Annotated in this window: 21 protein-coding genes and 2 tRNA genes; 8 read left to right on the top strand and 15 right to left on the bottom strand. The window is 61.2% G+C overall.

The features are described from left to right. Positions 1-10: 10 nt before the first annotated feature. The 3 genes from SynNOUM97013_RS03490 to murA all read right to left on the bottom strand — a co-directional run bounded on the left by SynNOUM97013_RS03490 (position 11) and on the right by murA (position 2,239). The gene (locus tag SynNOUM97013_RS03490) at positions 11-505 is read right to left on the bottom strand and encodes a hypothetical protein (RefSeq protein ID WP_186480791.1); all 495 of its coding nucleotides are present in this window, start codon (positions 503-505) and stop codon (positions 11-13) included. Between the two features lie 260 nt (positions 506-765). After that, positions 766-847: transfer RNA gene (locus tag SynNOUM97013_RS03495), tRNA-Leu, on the bottom strand. A 93-nt stretch (positions 848-940) separates the two neighbouring features. Continuing rightward, complete coding sequence (gene murA / locus SynNOUM97013_RS03500; RefSeq protein WP_186480792.1) at positions 941-2,239, bottom strand: UDP-N-acetylglucosamine 1-carboxyvinyltransferase; 1,299 nt, start codon at positions 2,237-2,239, stop codon at positions 941-943. A gap of 146 nt (positions 2,240-2,385) precedes the next feature. Here murA and SynNOUM97013_RS03505 point away from each other — a divergent pair. The 5 genes from SynNOUM97013_RS03505 (at position 2,386) to trpC (ending at position 5,983) form a co-directional block, all read left to right on the top strand. After that, a tRNA-Leu gene (locus SynNOUM97013_RS03505) sits at positions 2,386-2,469 on the top strand. Positions 2,470-2,503: 34 nt separating this feature from the next. Continuing rightward, positions 2,504-2,752, top strand: coding sequence for a hypothetical protein (locus SynNOUM97013_RS03510; protein ID WP_186481398.1), 249 nt, complete (start codon positions 2,504-2,506; stop codon positions 2,750-2,752). Between the two features lie 13 nt (positions 2,753-2,765). After that, complete coding sequence (locus tag SynNOUM97013_RS03515; RefSeq protein ID WP_255442938.1) at positions 2,766-3,629, top strand: RNA methyltransferase; 864 nt, start codon at positions 2,766-2,768, stop codon at positions 3,627-3,629. Continuing rightward, positions 3,626-5,074 carry a dihydrolipoyl dehydrogenase gene (gene lpdA / locus SynNOUM97013_RS03520; RefSeq protein ID WP_186480793.1) on the top strand — a complete coding sequence of 483 codons (1,449 nt, stop codon included), beginning with the start codon at positions 3,626-3,628 and terminating at the stop codon, positions 5,072-5,074. Before SynNOUM97013_RS03515 ends, lpdA begins: the two co-directional genes overlap by 4 nt. 24 nt (positions 5,075-5,098) lie before the next feature. Further along, on the top strand, positions 5,099-5,983 hold the full coding sequence (gene trpC / locus SynNOUM97013_RS03525) for an indole-3-glycerol phosphate synthase TrpC (RefSeq protein ID WP_186480794.1): 885 nt from the start codon (positions 5,099-5,101) through the stop codon (positions 5,981-5,983). Here the strand turns inward: trpC and SynNOUM97013_RS03530 are convergent. The 11 genes from SynNOUM97013_RS03530 to SynNOUM97013_RS03580 are packed head-to-tail and all read right to left on the bottom strand — an operon-like array spanning position 5,980 to position 11,886. Next, positions 5,980-6,648, bottom strand: a complete 669-nt coding sequence (locus SynNOUM97013_RS03530) for an MnhB domain-containing protein (RefSeq protein ID WP_186480795.1) — start codon at positions 6,646-6,648, stop codon at positions 5,980-5,982. The genes trpC and SynNOUM97013_RS03530 overlap by 4 nt on opposite strands. Positions 6,649-6,659: 11 nt before the next feature. Beyond that, positions 6,660-7,166: a hydrogenase subunit MbhD domain-containing protein gene (locus SynNOUM97013_RS03535; RefSeq protein ID WP_186480796.1), complete on the bottom strand. Its 507-nt coding sequence runs from the start codon at positions 7,164-7,166 to the stop codon at positions 6,660-6,662. Beyond that, complete coding sequence (locus tag SynNOUM97013_RS03540) at positions 7,163-7,498, bottom strand: monovalent cation/H(+) antiporter subunit G (RefSeq protein ID WP_186480797.1); 336 nt, start codon at positions 7,496-7,498, stop codon at positions 7,163-7,165. Before SynNOUM97013_RS03540 ends, SynNOUM97013_RS03535 begins: the two co-directional genes overlap by 4 nt. After that, positions 7,495-7,749 (bottom strand): hypothetical protein, encoded by a 255-nt coding sequence (locus tag SynNOUM97013_RS03545; RefSeq protein ID WP_186480798.1) that lies wholly within the window; start codon positions 7,747-7,749, stop codon positions 7,495-7,497. Before SynNOUM97013_RS03545 ends, SynNOUM97013_RS03540 begins: the two co-directional genes overlap by 4 nt. After that, positions 7,746-8,141 (bottom strand): hypothetical protein, encoded by a 396-nt coding sequence (locus tag SynNOUM97013_RS03550; protein ID WP_186480799.1) that lies wholly within the window; start codon positions 8,139-8,141, stop codon positions 7,746-7,748. Before SynNOUM97013_RS03550 ends, SynNOUM97013_RS03545 begins: the two co-directional genes overlap by 4 nt. Then, positions 8,138-9,628 (bottom strand): proton-conducting transporter membrane subunit, encoded by a 1,491-nt coding sequence (locus SynNOUM97013_RS03555; protein ID WP_186480800.1) that lies wholly within the window; start codon positions 9,626-9,628, stop codon positions 8,138-8,140. Before SynNOUM97013_RS03555 ends, SynNOUM97013_RS03550 begins: the two co-directional genes overlap by 4 nt. Next, positions 9,625-10,020: a cation:proton antiporter subunit C gene (locus SynNOUM97013_RS03560; protein ID WP_255442940.1), complete on the bottom strand. Its 396-nt coding sequence runs from the start codon at positions 10,018-10,020 to the stop codon at positions 9,625-9,627. The genes SynNOUM97013_RS03555 and SynNOUM97013_RS03560 overlap by 4 nt, the downstream gene beginning before the upstream one ends. Positions 10,021-10,027: 7 nt before the next feature. Further along, entirely contained in the window at positions 10,028-10,348 is a 321-nt protein-coding gene (gene sodX / locus SynNOUM97013_RS03565) for a nickel-type superoxide dismutase maturation protease (RefSeq protein ID WP_255442941.1), read from the bottom strand. Between the two features lie 26 nt (positions 10,349-10,374). Further along, positions 10,375-10,869 (bottom strand): superoxide dismutase, Ni, encoded by a 495-nt coding sequence (gene sodN / locus SynNOUM97013_RS03570; protein ID WP_186480801.1) that lies wholly within the window; start codon positions 10,867-10,869, stop codon positions 10,375-10,377. 43 nt (positions 10,870-10,912) lie between these two features. After that, on the bottom strand, positions 10,913-11,521 hold the full coding sequence (locus SynNOUM97013_RS03575) for an FKBP-type peptidyl-prolyl cis-trans isomerase (protein WP_186480802.1): 609 nt from the start codon (positions 11,519-11,521) through the stop codon (positions 10,913-10,915). A gap of 35 nt (positions 11,522-11,556) precedes the next feature. Then, positions 11,557-11,886, bottom strand: coding sequence for a phasin family protein (locus tag SynNOUM97013_RS03580; RefSeq protein ID WP_186480803.1), 330 nt, complete (start codon positions 11,884-11,886; stop codon positions 11,557-11,559). A gap of 54 nt (positions 11,887-11,940) precedes the next feature. Between SynNOUM97013_RS03580 and SynNOUM97013_RS03585 the strand changes: the two genes are divergently transcribed. Beyond that, positions 11,941-13,452 carry an apolipoprotein N-acyltransferase gene (locus SynNOUM97013_RS03585; RefSeq protein ID WP_186480804.1) on the top strand — a complete coding sequence of 504 codons (1,512 nt, stop codon included), beginning with the start codon at positions 11,941-11,943 and terminating at the stop codon, positions 13,450-13,452. Here the strand turns inward: SynNOUM97013_RS03585 and mnmA are convergent. Continuing rightward, positions 13,376-14,545 (bottom strand): tRNA 2-thiouridine(34) synthase MnmA, encoded by a 1,170-nt coding sequence (gene mnmA / locus SynNOUM97013_RS03590; RefSeq protein WP_186480805.1) that lies wholly within the window; start codon positions 14,543-14,545, stop codon positions 13,376-13,378. The two genes, SynNOUM97013_RS03585 and mnmA, sit on opposite strands and share 77 nt — an antisense overlap. Before the next feature lie 58 nt (positions 14,546-14,603). On the opposite strand from mnmA, the gene SynNOUM97013_RS03595 reads away from it, so the two are divergent. Continuing rightward, complete coding sequence (locus SynNOUM97013_RS03595) at positions 14,604-16,157, top strand: NAD(P)H-hydrate dehydratase (protein ID WP_186480806.1); 1,554 nt, start codon at positions 14,604-14,606, stop codon at positions 16,155-16,157. A gap of 154 nt (positions 16,158-16,311) precedes the next feature. After that, positions 16,312-17,253: an RpoD/SigA family RNA polymerase sigma factor gene (locus SynNOUM97013_RS03600; protein ID WP_186480807.1), complete on the top strand. Its 942-nt coding sequence runs from the start codon at positions 16,312-16,314 to the stop codon at positions 17,251-17,253. Positions 17,254-17,283 lie beyond the last annotated feature (30 nt).

Genomic DNA, 17,283 nt, shown 5'->3' on the forward strand with positions numbered 1-17,283 from the left:
GCGTTGGATTTTAGGAATGTCCTTGTCCCATTTCTGATCCTCCCAAGCACATGTCTGTGGAAGCCAGGTCGTACATCTCTTGATGGATGTTCGGTGATTCCTGGGTGAACCAGTCGGTGTAGCGCGGTGGATGGATCACTTTCTCTCCAAAATTCAGGATTTGATATTCAAGGGAGATGAAGTCAGCGTCGAATCGATAGCCAAGGTCCACCAGGATCTTCCCGTTTGCTGCTGGTAGGTCAATTGATGTTTTGGTTTGGCTTGATCGCACTTCGATTGTTTTGGAGGCAATGGAGTGATCTCCTGAAATATCCCTGATTCGGATGAAGACTTTGGCGCCAAAGTCTCGCTCGATCATTGCTTTTGTTTCTTGCCTGAGCTGCCATTGGCAGTACAGGACTCCAGGCGTTTGTTTAACGTTAAGAAACGAATTGTCTTCGGTTGTTGAATTGGCTGTCGTCGATTTTTTGTCGGTTAATCCAAGGAGTGAAAGCAACCATTTCATATGATTGTTTCGCTTTGATCATCAGAGAGCTTTCTAGCCTGCAGCCCCATGCTGTTGCTGGCTTCGCATTGATGCTTAACGTCTGATCTCCTGGCTGCCAGATGTTGCTTCACCAGGGCCGTTGACCTTTGCTGTCAATGCCTAAGTCGATCGTTCATTTCAAATGGATTGCAGTCGACCCACCGCTTCGGCTTGACAGAGAAGCGGGTTGAGAATTAATGCTCCGGCTTGATCAATCAAGCTTCACGGAGTTGTTTTCATACAGGCGGTCGGACTTGAACCGACAAGAGTTTCCCCGGCGCATTTTGAGTGCGCTGCGTCTACCAATTCCGCCACGCCTGCTCGTGGTTTAAGTGGATGCTACACGCTGGCAGCTGGTCATCAACAAGACGCGGATTGTTCATCAGGCGCTGATCAAGGGCAAGATCTTGCGGTTCAGGATCCGTGGCGTTCGAGTCGTGCGCCGCTTCCCGTGAGCTTGGCCTCGATTCCCGCGTAGCCGCGATCCAGGTGGTTGAGTCCGCTTACCTGTGTTTTGCCCTTGGCTACAAGGCCCGCTAGCACCATCGCCGCTGAGGCTCTGAGGTCAGTTCCCTTCACCGGTGCTCCGCTTAGGCAGGGCACACCTTCCACCACGGCGCTGTTGCCTTGAACGCGGATCGATGCGCCCATGCGCTGCAATTCCGCCACATGTTGCATGCGGTTTTCGTAGATCTTCTCGGTGATCACGCTGGTGCCTTGCGCTGTGGCCAGGAGGGCCATGAACGGGGCCTGCAGATCCGTCGGAAAGCCAGGGAAAGGTTGTGTCGTGATGTCAATGCCATGGATCTCGCCAGGCGTGATCACGACGCCGTCTCCATCGAGCTTCAGTTTGCAGCCACAGTCTTTGAGCTTCTGCAGCACAGCGCTGAGATGGTCGGGAATCACCGGCGCGACCCGCAGAGTGGAGCGGGTGATGGCGGCTGCCAACAGAAACGTTCCGGCTTCGATTCGGTCGGGAATCACGGTGTAGTCGCAACCCCGCAAGCGTTCGACACCTTCGATGGTGATCGTCGGACCGCCGGCGCCGCTGATGCGGGCGCCCATGGCATTCAGCAGGTTGGCAAGGTCTTGAACCTCAGGCTCTTGCGCGGCGTTTTCGATCACGCTGGTGCCATCGGCCAAGGTGGCGGCCATCAGGATGGTTTCAGTTGCGCCGACGCTGGGGCAGTCCAGGACGATCGAATTGCCTTTGAGGCGTTGGCTCTTGCCGGGAACGGTGGCCGAGACCACCCCATGGTCAACGGTCACGATTGCGCCGAGTGCTTTGAGGCCGCGGATGTGCTCCACCACAGGACGCGCTCCGATGCGGCAGCCGCCCGGCAGGGGGACTTTGGCGTGGCCCATGCGCGCCAGGATGGAGCCGATCGCAAAGAAGCTGGCCCGCAGACCGTTTACCAACTCGTAGGGGGGCTCTGCACTGGTCAGTGCGGCGGCATGCAGTCGAACCGTTTCATCGCTGCGCTCGACAGACACACCCATCGACATCAGGATCTGGACCATCCCATCGATATCGGTGAGAGGCGGGACGTTGCGCAGCGTCAGGGGCTCATCGGTGAGCAGGGACGCCGTCATCAGCACCAGGGCGGAATTCTTGGCTCCACTGACGCGTAGTTCACCCTCCAGTCGGTGCCCGCCATCGATCTCAAGGTGCGGCTTGAGAATGTCCTGAGACACGGGGGCCGCGGCTGTCATTCCTTGGGATTCCTAGGGGAATGCCCATCTTGGCCAGAACGTCTGAGACCGTCTAGACGGCCGGCCCTCAAAGTGGCTTTTGGGCTTGGGCTTGAGCGGCGTGGCGATGTCGTATGTTTCACAGGTCGCTTGAGCGACGAACGCCAGCGGATGTGGCGGAATTGGTAGACGCGCTAGTTTCAGGTACTAGTGGCAGCAATGTCGTGGGAGTTCAAGTCTCCCCATCCGCATTATCTTGTTGGAGTCAAGCTCCGACAACCGGCCATGATTGTTTTGAAGATCTCCAACTCATCGGAGGTGGTGGCTTCCAAGGTCGGAAAGTTTCTCGAATTTCTGACGCCCGACAACATGGATCAGTCGGCGGTTGAAGATCAGGTCATCAAAAAGTTGGTTGAGAATCTCGCTGCCGAGGGGATCAAGGGTGAGATCGCTGCTGTGAATGGCATGGATATCGATGGCAAAGAGCTCAGCCTCCAGGAAGGATTGAAAGTGCGGAAACACGCCAGTTTCTGAGGAGAGCCTTCTGGTGGGACAGGCGGTTGATCTGATTTCCAGTCGTCGCAATCCTTTGATTCGGCGTCTGCGGTCTCTGGCTTCACCGTCGGGTCGACAGCAGGACGGGCATCTGCTGCTGGAAGGCACCCACCAGCTTCAGGAGTTGATGGCTTTAAAGCACCAGCTTTCGGAGCCTGTTCAAGTGTTCGCAACGACGGAATGGCTCGATGCCCATACGGCATTTCTGCAGCCCCTCTCGGACTCCATCCGCGTGCAGCCCATGTCGGATGAAGCCCTTAAAGCGGCGCTGTCCACGGTGAATCCCGATGGTGTGGCCTGTTTGCTTTCCCTTCAGCGGTTGCCATCTCCTGGACCATCACCGTCGTTCGTGCTGGCGCTTGATCGTGTTCAGGACCCCGGCAATCTCGGCACCTTGCTGCGCACTGCCCTTGGGGCTGACATAGAGCAGGTGTGGCTGGCGGCTGGTGCTGATCCGCTCGCTCCGAAAGTGCTGCGTTCTGCGGTCGGCGCTGTGCTGCGCGTGCCTTTCCGGCGCTTTGGGCCCACTCACGATGTCGGTGTGGAACAACTCGCCGCTCAACTGCGTCAGGCCCGAGAGCGAGGTCTTCAGGTGGTGGGCACCCTGGTGCCCGATTCGGCCGTGAGTTTTCCTGTGATCCCCTACTGGGAACTGGATTGGTGCCAACCCACGGTGTTGGTGCTCGGCAATGAGGGATCAGGCCTGCACCCGATGCTCCAGGCCTGTTGCAGCCACGGTGTGACCCTGCCCCATAGTCCACACCTGGAGTCGCTGAATGTGGCAGCTGCAGCAGTTCCTCTCCTTCTGGAACGTCGACGAGCGACAATGACCGCTTCCACGCAGCACTCCGGGTGAGCGACGCCAGTTTCGACTTCGATGTGATCGTGATCGGCGCCGGCTATGGCGGTTTCGATGCGGCCAAACATGCCGCGGATCACGGTCTGAAGGTTGCGATCGTCGAATCGCGTGACATGGGCGGGACCTGCGTCAACCGCGGCTGTGTTCCCTCCAAGGCTTTGCTGGCAGCCTCCGGCCGGGTTCGTGAGCTGGCCGATGCCGAGCATCTGTCTGGTTTCGGTATCCATGCAGCTCCCGTCCGGTTTGAGCGCCAGAAGATTGCAGACCATGCCAACGAGCTGGTGGCCACGATCCGTAGCAATCTCACCAAGACCCTCGAGCGGGCTGGCGTCACCATCATTCGCGGTAAGGGACGGCTGGCGGGCTCTCAACAGGTGGGTGTCCGTGAGGTCAGCGGTGTGGATCGGGTGCTCACAGCCCGTGATGTGATTCTGGCCACGGGGTCTGATCCTTTTGTTCCTCCCGGAATTGAAACCGACGGTCGCAGTGTGTTCACCAGCGACGAAGCGGTGAATCTCGAGTGGCTGCCGCGCTGGATCGCCATCATCGGCAGTGGCTACATCGGCCTGGAATTCGCGGATGTTTACACCGCGTTGGGTTGCGAGGTGACCATGATCGAGGCCCTCGACCGGGTGATGCCCACCTTCGACCCCGACATCGCCAAGCTGGCCGCTCGCAAGTTGATCGATGGCCGGGACATTGATGCCCGTTCCGGTGTGCTCGCCAAGTCGATCAAGCCCGGTGCTCCTGTGCAGATCGAGTTGGTCGACATGGAGACCCGTGACCCAGTGGAAACCCTGGAGGTGGATGCGGTGCTGGTGGCGACGGGCCGTGTTCCCAGCAGCAAGGATCTCAACCTTGAGGCCCTTGGCGTTGAAACCAACCGGGGTTTCGTGCCCATCGACGACCGGATGCGTGTGCTGGCCAACGGTCAGCCCGTGGACCATCTCTGGGCGGTGGGTGATGTGACCGGCAAGTTGATGCTGGCCCACACCGCTGCGGCTCAAGGCACCGTTGCCATCGACAACATCCTTGGCCACAACAGAGAGATCGACTACCGCAGCATCCCTGCGGCCACCTTCACCCATCCCGAGATCAGCTCGGTGGGTCTGAGTGAAGCGGATGCCAAGCAGGAGGCGGCTGATCAGGGCTTTGAGTTGGGTGTTGTGCGCAGCTACTTCAAGGCCAACTCCAAGGCTCTGGCCGAGCTGGAAAGCGATGGGTTGATGAAACTGCTGTTCAACAAGGTCACCGGAGAGGTGCTGGGCGCTCACATCTACGGGCTGCATGCCGCTGATCTGATCCAGGAGGTGTCCAACGCCGTGGCCCGCCGTCAGAGCGTGCGTCAGCTGGCTACGGAGGTGCATACCCATCCGACCCTCAGTGAAGTCGTTGAAGCGGCCTACAAGCAGGCTGCCGCAGCGCTTCCCGCCGCTGCCTGAGTTCAAACCGCGTTGTTATCAGTCATGGAGATTCGTCGTCGCCCACCCAACCCCAAGGTTCAGGTGGCTCATCTCGAATACGCGATCCCGCATGAGGACAGCGAGCCCCGCAACATCCTCGAAAAGATTGTCTGGGAAAAAGACCGGGAAATCGAGTCGGCCCGTCAGCGCATGCCGCTGGCGCAGCTGAAGGCTCGGGTCGCTGAGCTGCCAGCACCCCGGGACTTTCTTGGCGCCCTGCGAGCGGCGCCGGTGATGCCGGCGGTGATTGCCGAGGTGAAAAAGGCCAGTCCCAGCAAAGGGGTCATCCGCGAAGACTTTGACCCCGTGGCGATCGCGCGCGCCTATGCCGCCGGTGGTGCCAGCTGCTTGTCTGTGCTCACCGACAAGACCTTCTTTCAAGGTGGGTTTGATGTGCTGATTGCTGTGCGTGAGGCCGTCGATCTGCCCCTGCTTTGCAAAGACTTCATCCTTAGCCCTCATCAGCTGTATCAGGCCCGTGCCGCTGGCGCCGATGCTGCTCTGCTGATTGCGGCGATCCTTTCTGATCAGGATCTGGCTTACCTGCACAAAGTGGCCAAGACGCTCGATCTCACGGTGCTGGTGGAAGTGCATGACGAGCAAGAGCTCGAGCGGGTGCTGACCATCGGGGACTTCCCGCTGATTGGCATCAACAATCGGGATCTCACCAGTTTTGAGACGGATCTGGCCACCACGGAGCGTTTGATGGAGCGTTTCGGAGAGCGACTGCGCCAGCAAGGCTCTCTGCTAGTCAGCGAATCAGGTTTGTTCGCACGATCTGATCTGGATCGGGTGCAGCAAGCCGGAGCAGGAGCCGTTCTGGTGGGTGAGGCGCTGATGCGTCAGTCGGATGTGGAGGCGGGTTTGCGTCAATTGATTGAGGGTTAATGCAGTTGATTGGTGCTTAAAAAGCGCTGAATCATTCCCCAGGACCCCAGGGTTACCTTCATTCCAACGAGGATGTTGAGGATGGGGAGTAGCCCTCCACTGAGCACAGCTCCGTAGTCGCCCGTGGGCAGATTGATGCCTTCCAGAAGCAGCAAGCTGAGCACGATGAATAGCAGCACAGCGCTCTCTTCAAGCACTTCGGCGCGCATGGTCCGGTAGGCCCGCATCGCCTCTGTGGACCCACCGAAGAGAAGTACTAGTGCCAGAGCTGTGCCTCCGGCCACCCCTGCTGCAAATCCACCGCCGGGACTCAGGTGTCCCCGCACGGCCAGTTCCACGGCGATCAAGGTGTTGAGAACAGCGGCAATGCGAAACAGCATCACCACCGCTTCATCATCAGCGGGTTTCAGTTGCTCGCTGGCGACTTCGTCGTGAAGGAGCTGGTGCACTCCCATCGAGGCCAGCGTGAACACGATCACTTCCCCCACCGTGTCGTACAGCCTCAGATCCAGAACAATTGGGGTCACCACATTGGGAACGCCGAATTGATCCACTAGCGCTGTGGCTGACAGGGGACCCGGCACCACCTGGTTCATCCCTTCGACCAGCCCGCATCCGGCGTTAACCAGCGTGACCACGAAGCCGATCAGCGCGAGGAGTGGCAACAAGAAGCGAATCATCGGTTTGTCAGCGAGGGATCCAAAACAAGATTCATGGCCTTTGCCGTTGCTGGGTCCTGGGTCATCAGTGCATCCAGCAGGGATCGGTGGCGCAGCCGAACGCTGGGGGGCTCGTGCGCGTTGCAGATCCAGGCGGCATGCAGATCTCCGCTGTCAGCGGCTGGCGCTGTGTCGACCAGCTCGAGTTGCAGTCCCACGGTTGTCAGCAAGCGTTTGAGTTGTTCCTCCCGCTCCAGTGGCATCGGCGCCTGCGGATCCTGCAGGAGTCGGAATGTGGTGGTGTGTTTGATGGCCACCGCGTACAGCAGGGTGGACAGCAAGGTGCCGACGAGGGCTTCGGTGAGCGCCACATCCACAGCGCCGTAGGTGGCGAACAACAGCGAGGCGAAGCCCCCGAGAGCGCTGCGCAGCACCAGGGCTTTCCAGGGGGCGTCACAGCGCACCAGTGCCAGGCCGATCAGGGGGATGCCCAACAGAGGGGGCAAGACATAGGTCGGCGTCATCGGATCGCCTCCTCATGCAGAACGCCGGTTTGTGGATCCGTGGCTTGGTCTGCTGCCAGTCGGCTGAGCACGATGCTGAAGGTGGAGTTCCACAGCACCAGGCTGATCAGGCTGAGCAGCAGCAACGGCCATTCGCGACTGCGGAGCAGCAGTAGTCCGCTCACGATCAACAGCGATCCGATCGTGTCGGCGACCGTGAGCGCATGCAGTCGAAAAAAGATCGATCGCAGCAGCAGCAGCGGCAGCGTTCCCCAGAACCACAGGAGAATGCCGACGCCAATCAGGCCCCAGGCCAAGGTTGGCAAGACAGGGGTTGAGAGCAGGGTGTTCATGGTGCGTCTCCTGCCCAACGCGCCAAGAGCACGAGGCCGGCATCACCACTGATCAAGGTCACCACGGCGACCAGGCCCAGCATCCAGTCGTCTCGGATCACGGACAACACAAGAAGAATCATGGGCAGTCGTACCGACAGGCTTCCCAGGCAGGCGATCCGCGACATGCGGCAACTTGTCCGGATTAGGGCCAGCGTGGCCAGCAGTGCTGCCACCTCCATCAGGTCGAGGGCAAGGTCTGCGGCAGTCATGGCAGTTTCTCCAAGTGAGTTCGCACGGACTCGCGGCTGGTCTTCAGCACGAGTGTTTTGGGCGTGAAGGAGACCATCACCAGCCAGCTGAATCTCAGCATTGGATCGCGCCCGGCCCATGGAGGCCATGGGTCGTCCTGCACATCCGGCCGGCTCTGCAGTCCTTGGAACGGGAGTGAAAGCCCTTCCTTGAGGCCTTGAACCATTGTTGTCGGAACCATCCGCAGCATGGCGATCAGGTTGCTGCGATTGGTTTTGCGCTGGTTCAACGGCGGCAGCAGCAGGGCTAGGGCCAGGCCGATCAATACGTTGAGAACGCTCAGGCTGGAGCTGAGCAGCAGCCAAGTCGCCAGGATTGCGGCGATCTGAAGGGGGCTGGCGGATCGCTTCATGGCAGGGCGGCTCCCATCACAAACGTGTTGTTGATCACTGTCCCCAGCAGCAAGGTGACCCCTGTGGCCACGACGATGGCTTTGAAGTTCTCCAGGTCTGGAGGCGTCCAGCCGCGCAGTGATGGACGCACCATGCGTTCACCGAGCACCGCCAGACCAAGCACCAGGGCAATTTTCAACAGGGGCATTCCACGCAATCCGAGCGGTTGATTCAGCACTGCAGCGAGCACGTATAACGATCCGCACAGCAACCAGATGCCGGTGAGTGGAATGGCGCTGACCTCACGGGGTCGGGTTGCTGCGGGTGCTGGTTGGTTTGACCAGTGATCCGGTAACAGTTTCACCAGCACCAGCGCTGTGATCAGTCCGAGCCAGCCCACCACAGCGGCGATCGGTGGTGGCAACGCTTCGACCAGGGCTTCCTTGGCGCCGTAGCCAAGACTGATGGGTAGACCGATCAGAGACAGGCCTGCCAGCAGCATGGGCCAACCGATTCGGCCTGGGATGGCCTGTTGTTGAAGCGATCGAATCGATCGCGTCGGCAGTCCCCCCACGCCGAGAAACAGCGCGGCTTTGCCGAGACCATGGGCCAGGGCATACAGGCCAGCCGCCGCTGGAAGCAGAAGCGCGAAACCCATCTGCGACACCGTGCTCCAGGCCAGCAGGCGTTTGATGTCGTCTTGCACCAAGGCCCCGATGCCGCCAATCACCACGCTCAGCAGGCCAAGAATCAGCATCAGTTGTGCGGCCTGTCCATTGATCAGGCCCAATCGGCTCAGGGGGGCGATGCCTGCGGTCACCACACTTCCAGACAGCAGCGCAGACATGTCTGCGGAGATGGCGGCATGGGTTTTGGGCAGCCAAAACCCCGGCAGGAAGGCTTCGGATTTGATCAGCAAACCCACCACCATCAACACGATGGCGACACCCGGAGCTCCCGCCGCAGCGCCGACGGCAAAGGATCCCGAGGCGGCGTAGACGATTAGCACTCCCAGGAGGAACAGTTGCATCGCTAGGTCGCCAAGCAGCAGGTAGCGGAACGCGACCCAGAGGCTGGCTCGATGCCTGAGATCCACCATCAGCAGGAAACTGACGATCGAGATCAGCTCAATCGCTACGTAGATGCTGACCAGATCGGCTGCGAGATAAATCGAGTTGAGGGCCCCGTGCAGCACCAGCAGCAACACCACGCGCAGGTGACGGCGGTGTTGCTGGCTGTCTTGCAAAGCGATGGCCAGCAGCACCAGCGCATTCAGCAGCACAAAAGGCAGTTGCGCTGTGTCGAGCTGCAGCGTGACGGCTGGGTTAACACTGATGGTGAGTGGCAGCAGGGAGGCCTGGGGCCCCAGAAAACAACCGGCGACCACAAGGCTCAGGGTGGGGATCGCCAACAACAACCCACGCCCCAGCTTGGGCAGCAGTGCGGCCAGAAAAGCCGCGATGGCTGGAAGCAGCAGCCATCCAAGAGTGAGGCTGGCGGCTGTCATGGCCCTGTGATCTCACGATCGAAGTCATCGACGCGCAGCAGTGGATGCTCCCGGGCCATATGGCGGAGCAGCACCAGTGCCAGAGCTTCCACTGAAAAGCCGATCACGATCGCCGTGAGAATCACTCCCTGGGGAAAGGGATCGGCGATGAAGGATGAGACGTCGTTTTGATCGCTGACGATCGGCGGCACCAGCCCGGTGCGTGAGGCCACCAGGATGAACAGAGTGATCACCCCGGTGGCGGCCACATCGATCGAAAAAAGTTTGGACAGCAGGCTCTGCCGCAGTGCAAACCCCCCCAGACCAATCAGACAGGTGATCAGTGCCGCTCCGATCGGGGCGATGGGTGACAGTTCCATTACCGTCTCCTCGGCGACACGATCGTATGGCACCGCTCGATCAGGCCACGATCGCGATCACTTCGCCGATCAGGCTTTCCACGGGTACAGGGCCGAAGTGCCGGCTGTCGGTGCTTGCCTCTGGATTGTCACCGCGGAGATCCAGCTGCTGATCCGTGCGTTCATACAGGCGTTTGGTGATGACAAGATCGGGCTGGCCGGGATGTCTGCAGACCACGACCGATCCGGTCTGGGGAAGTGCCTGGCCCAGGCGATGCGGCTTCACCAGCAGTCGCTGACCTGGTTTCAGCGCTGGGAGCATCGAGGGTCCCTGTACTTCAAACAGGCGGCGACGTCCCAAAAAAAACAGCAGCAGATCCATAGGACCTGCTGCTGGGAGTGATCGATTCACCTTGAAAGGTGAGTTGTTGAGGATGCGGTCACCCACGCATCGTTGCGGCCTTTGGACTGCCAGAACATGCCGTGGATTTTCTGGACCGAAGCCATCAGCTCTTCCGCCTTGGCCTGATCGATGTTCACCTTGCAGGCACTGCAGAGCTTGGCTGCTTTCCAGAAGGTGTCGAGCAGATCGGGGAAGGTGGCGAGGTGCTCAGGCTTGAAGTAATCGGTCCAGAGGATCATCAGCTCCTTCTTGGCCTTGGTGGCTTCTTCTTCCTTGATCGCGACGTAACGCGAGAAGGTGTTGTTGTAGGTCGCCAGAGCAGCGGCATCACCCGCTGCTGGAGCCTCCATGCCTTTGAGTTTCTTGGTCATGGACAGCACGGCTTCCGCTGCCACACGAGCGGAAGCCGGGTCATAGACGCCGCAAGGGCCGTCGCAGTGAGCTTGAACTGCCTCAGCAGGCAGGGCTTGGAAGAGGGCTGAAAGTGCCGAGCGGAACATTCGGATGGGTCGTCAACTGCCGTGATCACACCCTAACCGGCGCTCAAGACTTGATGTCCAGCAGCTCGACGTCAAAGATCAAGGTGGCATTGGGGGGAATCACACCACCGGCACCGCGTGCGCCGTAGCCGAGGTCCGGGGGAATTACCAGCTTGCGCTTTCCACCCACTTTCATGCCCTGGACACCTTCGTCCCAGCCTTTGATCACGCGGCCAGCGCCCAGAGGGAAGCTGAAGGGCTTGCCACGGTCGTAGCTGGCATCGAATTGGGTGCCGTCTTCCAGGGTGCCGCGGTAGTGCACCACGACGGTCTGACCGGCGGTGGCTTCAGCGCCATCGCCGACTTCGATGTCTGTAATGCGCAGGCCACTGGCCGTGAGTTGCGACTTCTCAGACTTCATGGGGCCGCCGAGCGCGGAGGCATCGGCCTGGTTGGAGTCGGGAGCCATGGCGAAAAGAGTGGGGTTGGTTTCTTCAGGATCCAGCTCCATGGGGCTGGAGCTGGTGGTGAGATCGGCGGTCTGGACCGCTGCCGATTGCGCGGCGGGTGCCGGTGCAGCGGCCACCACGGTGGAGGGAGCCACGATCTGGCTCACCAGGGCCACCACCAGGCAAGCAATGCAGACGGCGGAACTGATCAGGATGTCGCGCACGGAGGGTCTGTTCGTTCGGCGCGATTCTGGCAGGTTCATTCCTGACGCTCCCGTTGGCGCAGTTGCTGCTCGAGCCGGTCGATCCGGCCACGCAGTTCGTCGAGTTCCTTCTGGCTGGCCAGCCCGAGATCCTGGAGAAGATTGTCGCGGTTGCGCTCCAGGTTGCGCCCCATCTGCTGCTCAAGCTCAGGGGTTTCCCCGCGCAGTGCTTTTAAGACGTCATCGACGAGAGCTGAGGCATGGGTAGCGTCCAGGCGACCGCTGCTGACCCACTCCTGGGTGACATCGCGCAGGCGATCGGCCACCAGCGTGGTGGTTCCCAGGCCGCGGAGCAGCAGCTGTTGCAAGGGATTGGCGGTCTCCATCGCGGATCGCGGTTCTGTCTGAGTTCAGGATGACGGGATCCGATGGGGCTGACCATGGGCAATGACCGATCCCTGTTGCTGCATGGGCTTGCCGGGGGTGTGCTGTCGGGCCTCGGTCTGTGCTGGTCAGGGCCCTGGTGGATGCTGCCTGCTCTGGCGCTGCTCTGGTCATCGGCCCGGTCGCCATGGGCCGCAGCGCTCTGGGGTGCATCAGCCATTGCCATCAGCCATTGCTGGCTGCTGGCGCTCCATCCCCTCACCTGGTTGGGTGTGCCGGCTCTGCTCAGCCTTCCTTTGGCGATGGCGGTGTGGCTGATCTGCGCTCTGGCTGCTGCCGTGCTGACAGCGGCCTGGAGTGTTGTCGGCCGTTGCCTGCCATCCCCAGGCACCCTCCCGCATGCCCTGGTTCTGTCGCTGATCTGGGGACTGACGGAAACTCTGCTGGCCCGGGAACCGCTCTTCTGGATCGGTGTTGGCGGCAGCGTGCTGCCTGGAGACCCCTGGTTGGCCGGTCTGTCCCGCTGGGTGGGTGCCGGAGGCCTGGCGGCGGTGCAGTTACTGCTGGGATGGGGGCTCTGGAAGCTCTGGCTGTTGTCCAGGACGGACACCGGCTTCTCGTGGCGTTGGTCTGGCCTGGCGGCGCTGGCTCTGGCGGTGGTGCATGCCTTCGGGGCGCTGGCGCTCTACGGCGGAGCCCCTGGCCAGAGTTCGGGTGATGTCATGTCTCTGGCTTTGTGGCAGCCAGCGATTCCCACGCGCGAGAAATTCAGTGATCGCCGCCAGGCCGAGCTCCCTGGGCGCTTTGATGCGGTCGAGGCTCGCGCGCAGCGGGATGGTGCGCAGCTGCTGCTTGCGCCAGAAGGAACGCTGCCCCTGGATCGCCGTCGGTTCGACGACAACGCGTTGCCCGTGATCAGCGGCGGTTTTCGTTGGGTGGCCGGTCAGCAACGCAGTGCACTGCTTCTGCTCGATCCTCAGGCTTTCGGTCCACCCAACGCGATCGACAAGCATCGGTTGGTTCCCTTGGGGGAATGGTTTCCCGCATGGCCTGGACTCAGCGGACTCTCTGCTGTCGGTGGGCTGGAAGCGGGGTCGGCTTCGCGGCTGTGGCCTTGGGGTGGTCCTCCTGCAGCGGTGGCCATCTGCTACGAGATCAGCAACGGCACGGCCCTGGCCCGAGCAGTCGCGGACGGGGGGCAGTGGATTCTGGCCGCGGCCAACCTGGATCCCTATCCACAGCTGCTGCAGCATCAATTCCTGGCCCTGGCGGGGTTGCGCAGTCTGGAAACCGCCCGACCGCTGGCGTCCGTGGCCAACACCGGGCCCACGGCCATGTTCAACGCCCAAGGGCAGATCACAGACTCCCTGGCTCCGATGCGTCCTGGGTTGCTTCAGGCTGCGTTGCAACCCACCGATGGTTTCACGTTGTATGTGCGCTGGCGGGAGAGGCCGCTCTGGTGGGCGCTGCTGGCTGCCGTGCTGGCGTTGTTTAAAACGAGCTCTGGATCAGGCCTCCCCCCAGCACTGCCTCGCCGTCGTAGAACACTGCCGCCTGACCGGGTGTGATCGAGAACTGCTCCTCCGTAAAGGTGAGTCGGCAGCGATGGGGCCGACCTCCGTCGCGATCTGTCTCGGTGGCATCGATGCAGGTGAGCTGAGCCGTCACGGGTGCGCTGCGGTAGCGCACCTGCACCTCCACCTCAAGGCTTTGGCCTGGTTCGGGGGGGGCTATCGAGATCCAGTTGACGGCACCCACCTCACAGCCGTTGCGACCGGCTTCAGCGCGAGGGGCCACGATGACCCGATTCATCGCTGCATCCAGACGGATGACATGCAGCGGTTCGCTCCAGGCCACGCCGAGTCCCTTGCGCTGACCGATGGTGAAGTGTTCGATCCCATCGTGTTCACCCACGACGGTGCCGTCCTGCAGCACGATCTCCCCCTGGCGTGGCGGCAAGTAGGCATCCAGGAAAGCCCGCATCGAGCCGTGGTGATCGGCCAGGCAAAGGTCCTGGCTTTCGGGTTTTTCAGCGGTGCGCAGACCATGGCGTCCCGCTTCGAGGCGGGTGTCGGGCTTAGTGAGTTCCCCGAGGGGAAACACCACGCGGGAGAGCACGTCCTGGTTCAGGTCGTAGAGGAAGTAGCTCTGGTCTTTGCGGGTGTCGAGGCCACGCAGCAGCTTCCAACGCCCACTGCTTTCATCCAGTCGGATTCGGGCGTAATGGCCGGTGGCCACGCGTTCCAGCCCCCGTTCATGGCGTGCCCAATCGAGCATGGGGCCGAACTTCACCGCCCGATTGCAACGCGAACAGGGCAGGGGGGTGATGCCGGCTTGGTAGCCCTCGATCAGGCCGTCCACGATCTCGCGCACGAAGGTGTCGCGTGAGTCGACGACGTGATGGGGAACGCCCAGCTGCTCACAGATGCCAGCGGCATCCACCAGCCCCTCCGCACAGCAGGCACCCTTGCCGCTCATCAACCACAGCGTGACCCCTTCCACTTCCCAGCCGGCTTCCACGAGCAACGCGGCTGTGAGGGAGCTGTCCACACCACCGGACAAGCCCACGGCCACCCGATGTTCACCGGGCCAGGCCTGCAGGCGTTCCAAAGCCTGTGCTCCGGCGGTGGTGGCAGCAAGGCTGGATGACGCGGCCGTCATGGAGCTTCGGGCGTGAACGGGCTTCTCTTTCCATAGTGAGGTCCCATGGGACCTGGCAGTGCTCTGGCCACCCGCCGATGCCGATCATCTCCTGGTCAGCGCCGACCAGATGCTGACGCTGGAGCAGCAATGGTTGGCCAGTGGTCTCCCCGTGGCCGCCTTGATGGAAACCGTCGGTCAGGGCATGGCCGACTGGTGTCTGCAACGACCGGACCGGTTGCAACACGGCGTGCTGGTGCTGGTCGGGCCTGGTCACAACGGTGGTGATGGATTGGTGCTGGGCCGCAAGCTCTTGGAAGCTGGCGTTGCCGTGCGTGTCTGGGCACCGATGCCCCTGCGGCAATCGCTCACGCAGGAGCATTGGCGCCACCTTGTGTGGCTTGGCGTGTCGCCGTTGACGTCTGCGCCTGCGCCAGGGGATTCAGCTCTCTGGATCGACGCCTTGTTCGGTCTCGGGCAGAAGCGGCCCTTGCCATCGGATCTGGCTGATCTTCTGCAGCGCCGCCACCGGCAGGCTCCGGGACGGCTGATCAGCCTTGATCTTCCTGCTGGACTGCACTCCGACTCCGGCTGTCCCATGGAGGGAGGGGCAGCCAGGGCTTCCGACACCCTGTGCGTCGGCCTGATCAAGCGCGGCCTTGTCCAGGATTCAGCGTTGGACTTTGTCGGTGCCTTGCATCGCATCGATCCCGGTGTGCCGCCGCGGCTGTGTGCGGCATTGCCGGCACCGCTGATGCGGCGGCTGACGCCCGATGACCTGACGACACTCCCCAGGCCTGTTCAGTCGCTGGCGGCCATGAAATATCAGCGGGGAAGGCTGTTGCTCATTGCCGGAAGCGATCGCTATCGGGGCGCCGCCTTGCTCGCGCTGCAGGGTGCACTGGCGAGTGGCGCCGGCAGTGTTGAAGCCTGCGTTCCCGCTGCGGTGGCCGATCAGCTCTGGCAGCTGGCTCCGGAGGTGGTGCTGGATGGGGCGCTTGGCTCTGACGCTGCTGGTGCATTGGTCTGGGGCTCCGCCGTCGAGGCCCGGGATTGGTCACGGTTGGATGCGCTGCTGATCGGGCCAGGCTGGGGTCGAATCGAAGCCCCCTGGGACCCCTGGGCGGAGCCGCTGTTGGGCTTCAAGGGATTGCTGGTGATCGATGCGGACGGTCTCAATCAGCTGGCGAGCTCGAGCGAGGGTTGGCGCTGGTTGTTGAAGCGTTCAGGCCCCACCTGGCTCACCCCCCATGGCGGTGAATTTGATCGCCTGTTCCCCGACTGCCACGGGGAGATGCCGCATGAGCGAGCTTTCGCCGCCGCTCAGCGCTCAGGGGTTGTGGTGTTGTTGAAGGGCGCGCACAGTGTTGTGGCAGCTCCATCCGGTGAGGTGTGGCAGTTGACCGGGACGGACCCTGCGGCGGCTCGCACTGGGTTTGGCGACCTGCTGGCGGGGCATGCCGCTGGGTGGGGTGCTCGCTGTCTGGCGGCGGCGGGATCCGTTGATGCCGCTGATCTGGCGGCTTCGGCGTTGATGCATGCTCAGTCAGCCAAGCGTTGTGATCAGGGCAGCAGCGCTGGAGCTGTGGCGTCACAGCTGACTGCGATGACGCGAAAAATGATGCGTTTTTGACAGAAAACGAGAGCAATGTTCATGTTTCAGGATTTTTGCTGTGATTTCTGGGGTTTTGTGTCGTTTTCAACGCATGAATCTGAAGGGTTGCTGAAAACACATCGCTGAACGGGAAATTCATAGGACAGTCGCTTCACAGCAGACACGCATCCCCATGGTCTCAGCGGCAGCAGGGGTTTCTGAAACCCAAAGACGGCGAAGTAGCGATCCGATCAGTTGGTATCTCGCCACGATTGGACGGATTCCTCTTCTCACTCCCGCTGAGGAGATTGAGCTGGGCAATCAGGTTCAGAAGTTGATGCAGCTCACAGAAGACGGAACGATTGCGTCAGATAGCGAAACTTTCACAGGCCCCCAACGACGCTTGATTCGTGTCGGTTTGCGTGCCAAGCAGCGCATGATGAAAGCCAATCTCAGGCTTGTTGTCAGCGTCGCAAAGAAGTATCAAGGCAAAGGACTTGAACTCCTTGATTTGATCCAGGAGGGATCTCTTGGCCTGGAACGTGCGGTGGAGAAATTTGATCCAACCCGCGGTTACAAGTTTTCCACCTATGCCTTCTGGTGGATTCGCCAAAGCATGACGCGCGCGATTGCATGTCAGTCACGCACGATTCGATTGCCGGTTCACCTGAGCGAACGCCTTACAACAATCCGCAAAGTCAGTCTGGATCTAGCCCACAAACTGGGTGCCATGCCCAGCCGCATCGAGATCGCGGAAGCGATGGACATGCCAGTGGAGGAGCTCGATTCCCTGCTGCGCCAGGCGCTCACCACCAGCAGCCTGGATGCGCCCGTCAATGGTGAGGAGGGTCGCAGTTTTCTGGGTGATCTGATCGCCGACTCCTCGCTCGGAGAGCCTCTAGACAAGGTGGAGCAACGGATCCATCACGAGCAGCTGGGCCGCTGGATGAGTCATCTCAGCGAACAGGAGCAGCACGTGCTCACGCTGCGATTCGGTCTCAATGGCCATGAGCGCCACACCCTTGCGGAGATCGGCCGTTTGCTGGAGGTGTCCCGTGAGCGTGTGCGTCAGGTTGAGCTGAAGGCGCTGCGCAAGCTCCGGAATCTCACCCGTCGCGTCGCTCCGAGCTTCTGATCCTCCAGACTCCCGGGGCTGACATGAACC

This window comes from Synechococcus sp. NOUM97013, assembly GCF_014279815.1.
Classification (GTDB): domain Bacteria; phylum Cyanobacteriota; class Cyanobacteriia; order PCC-6307; family Cyanobiaceae; genus Synechococcus_C.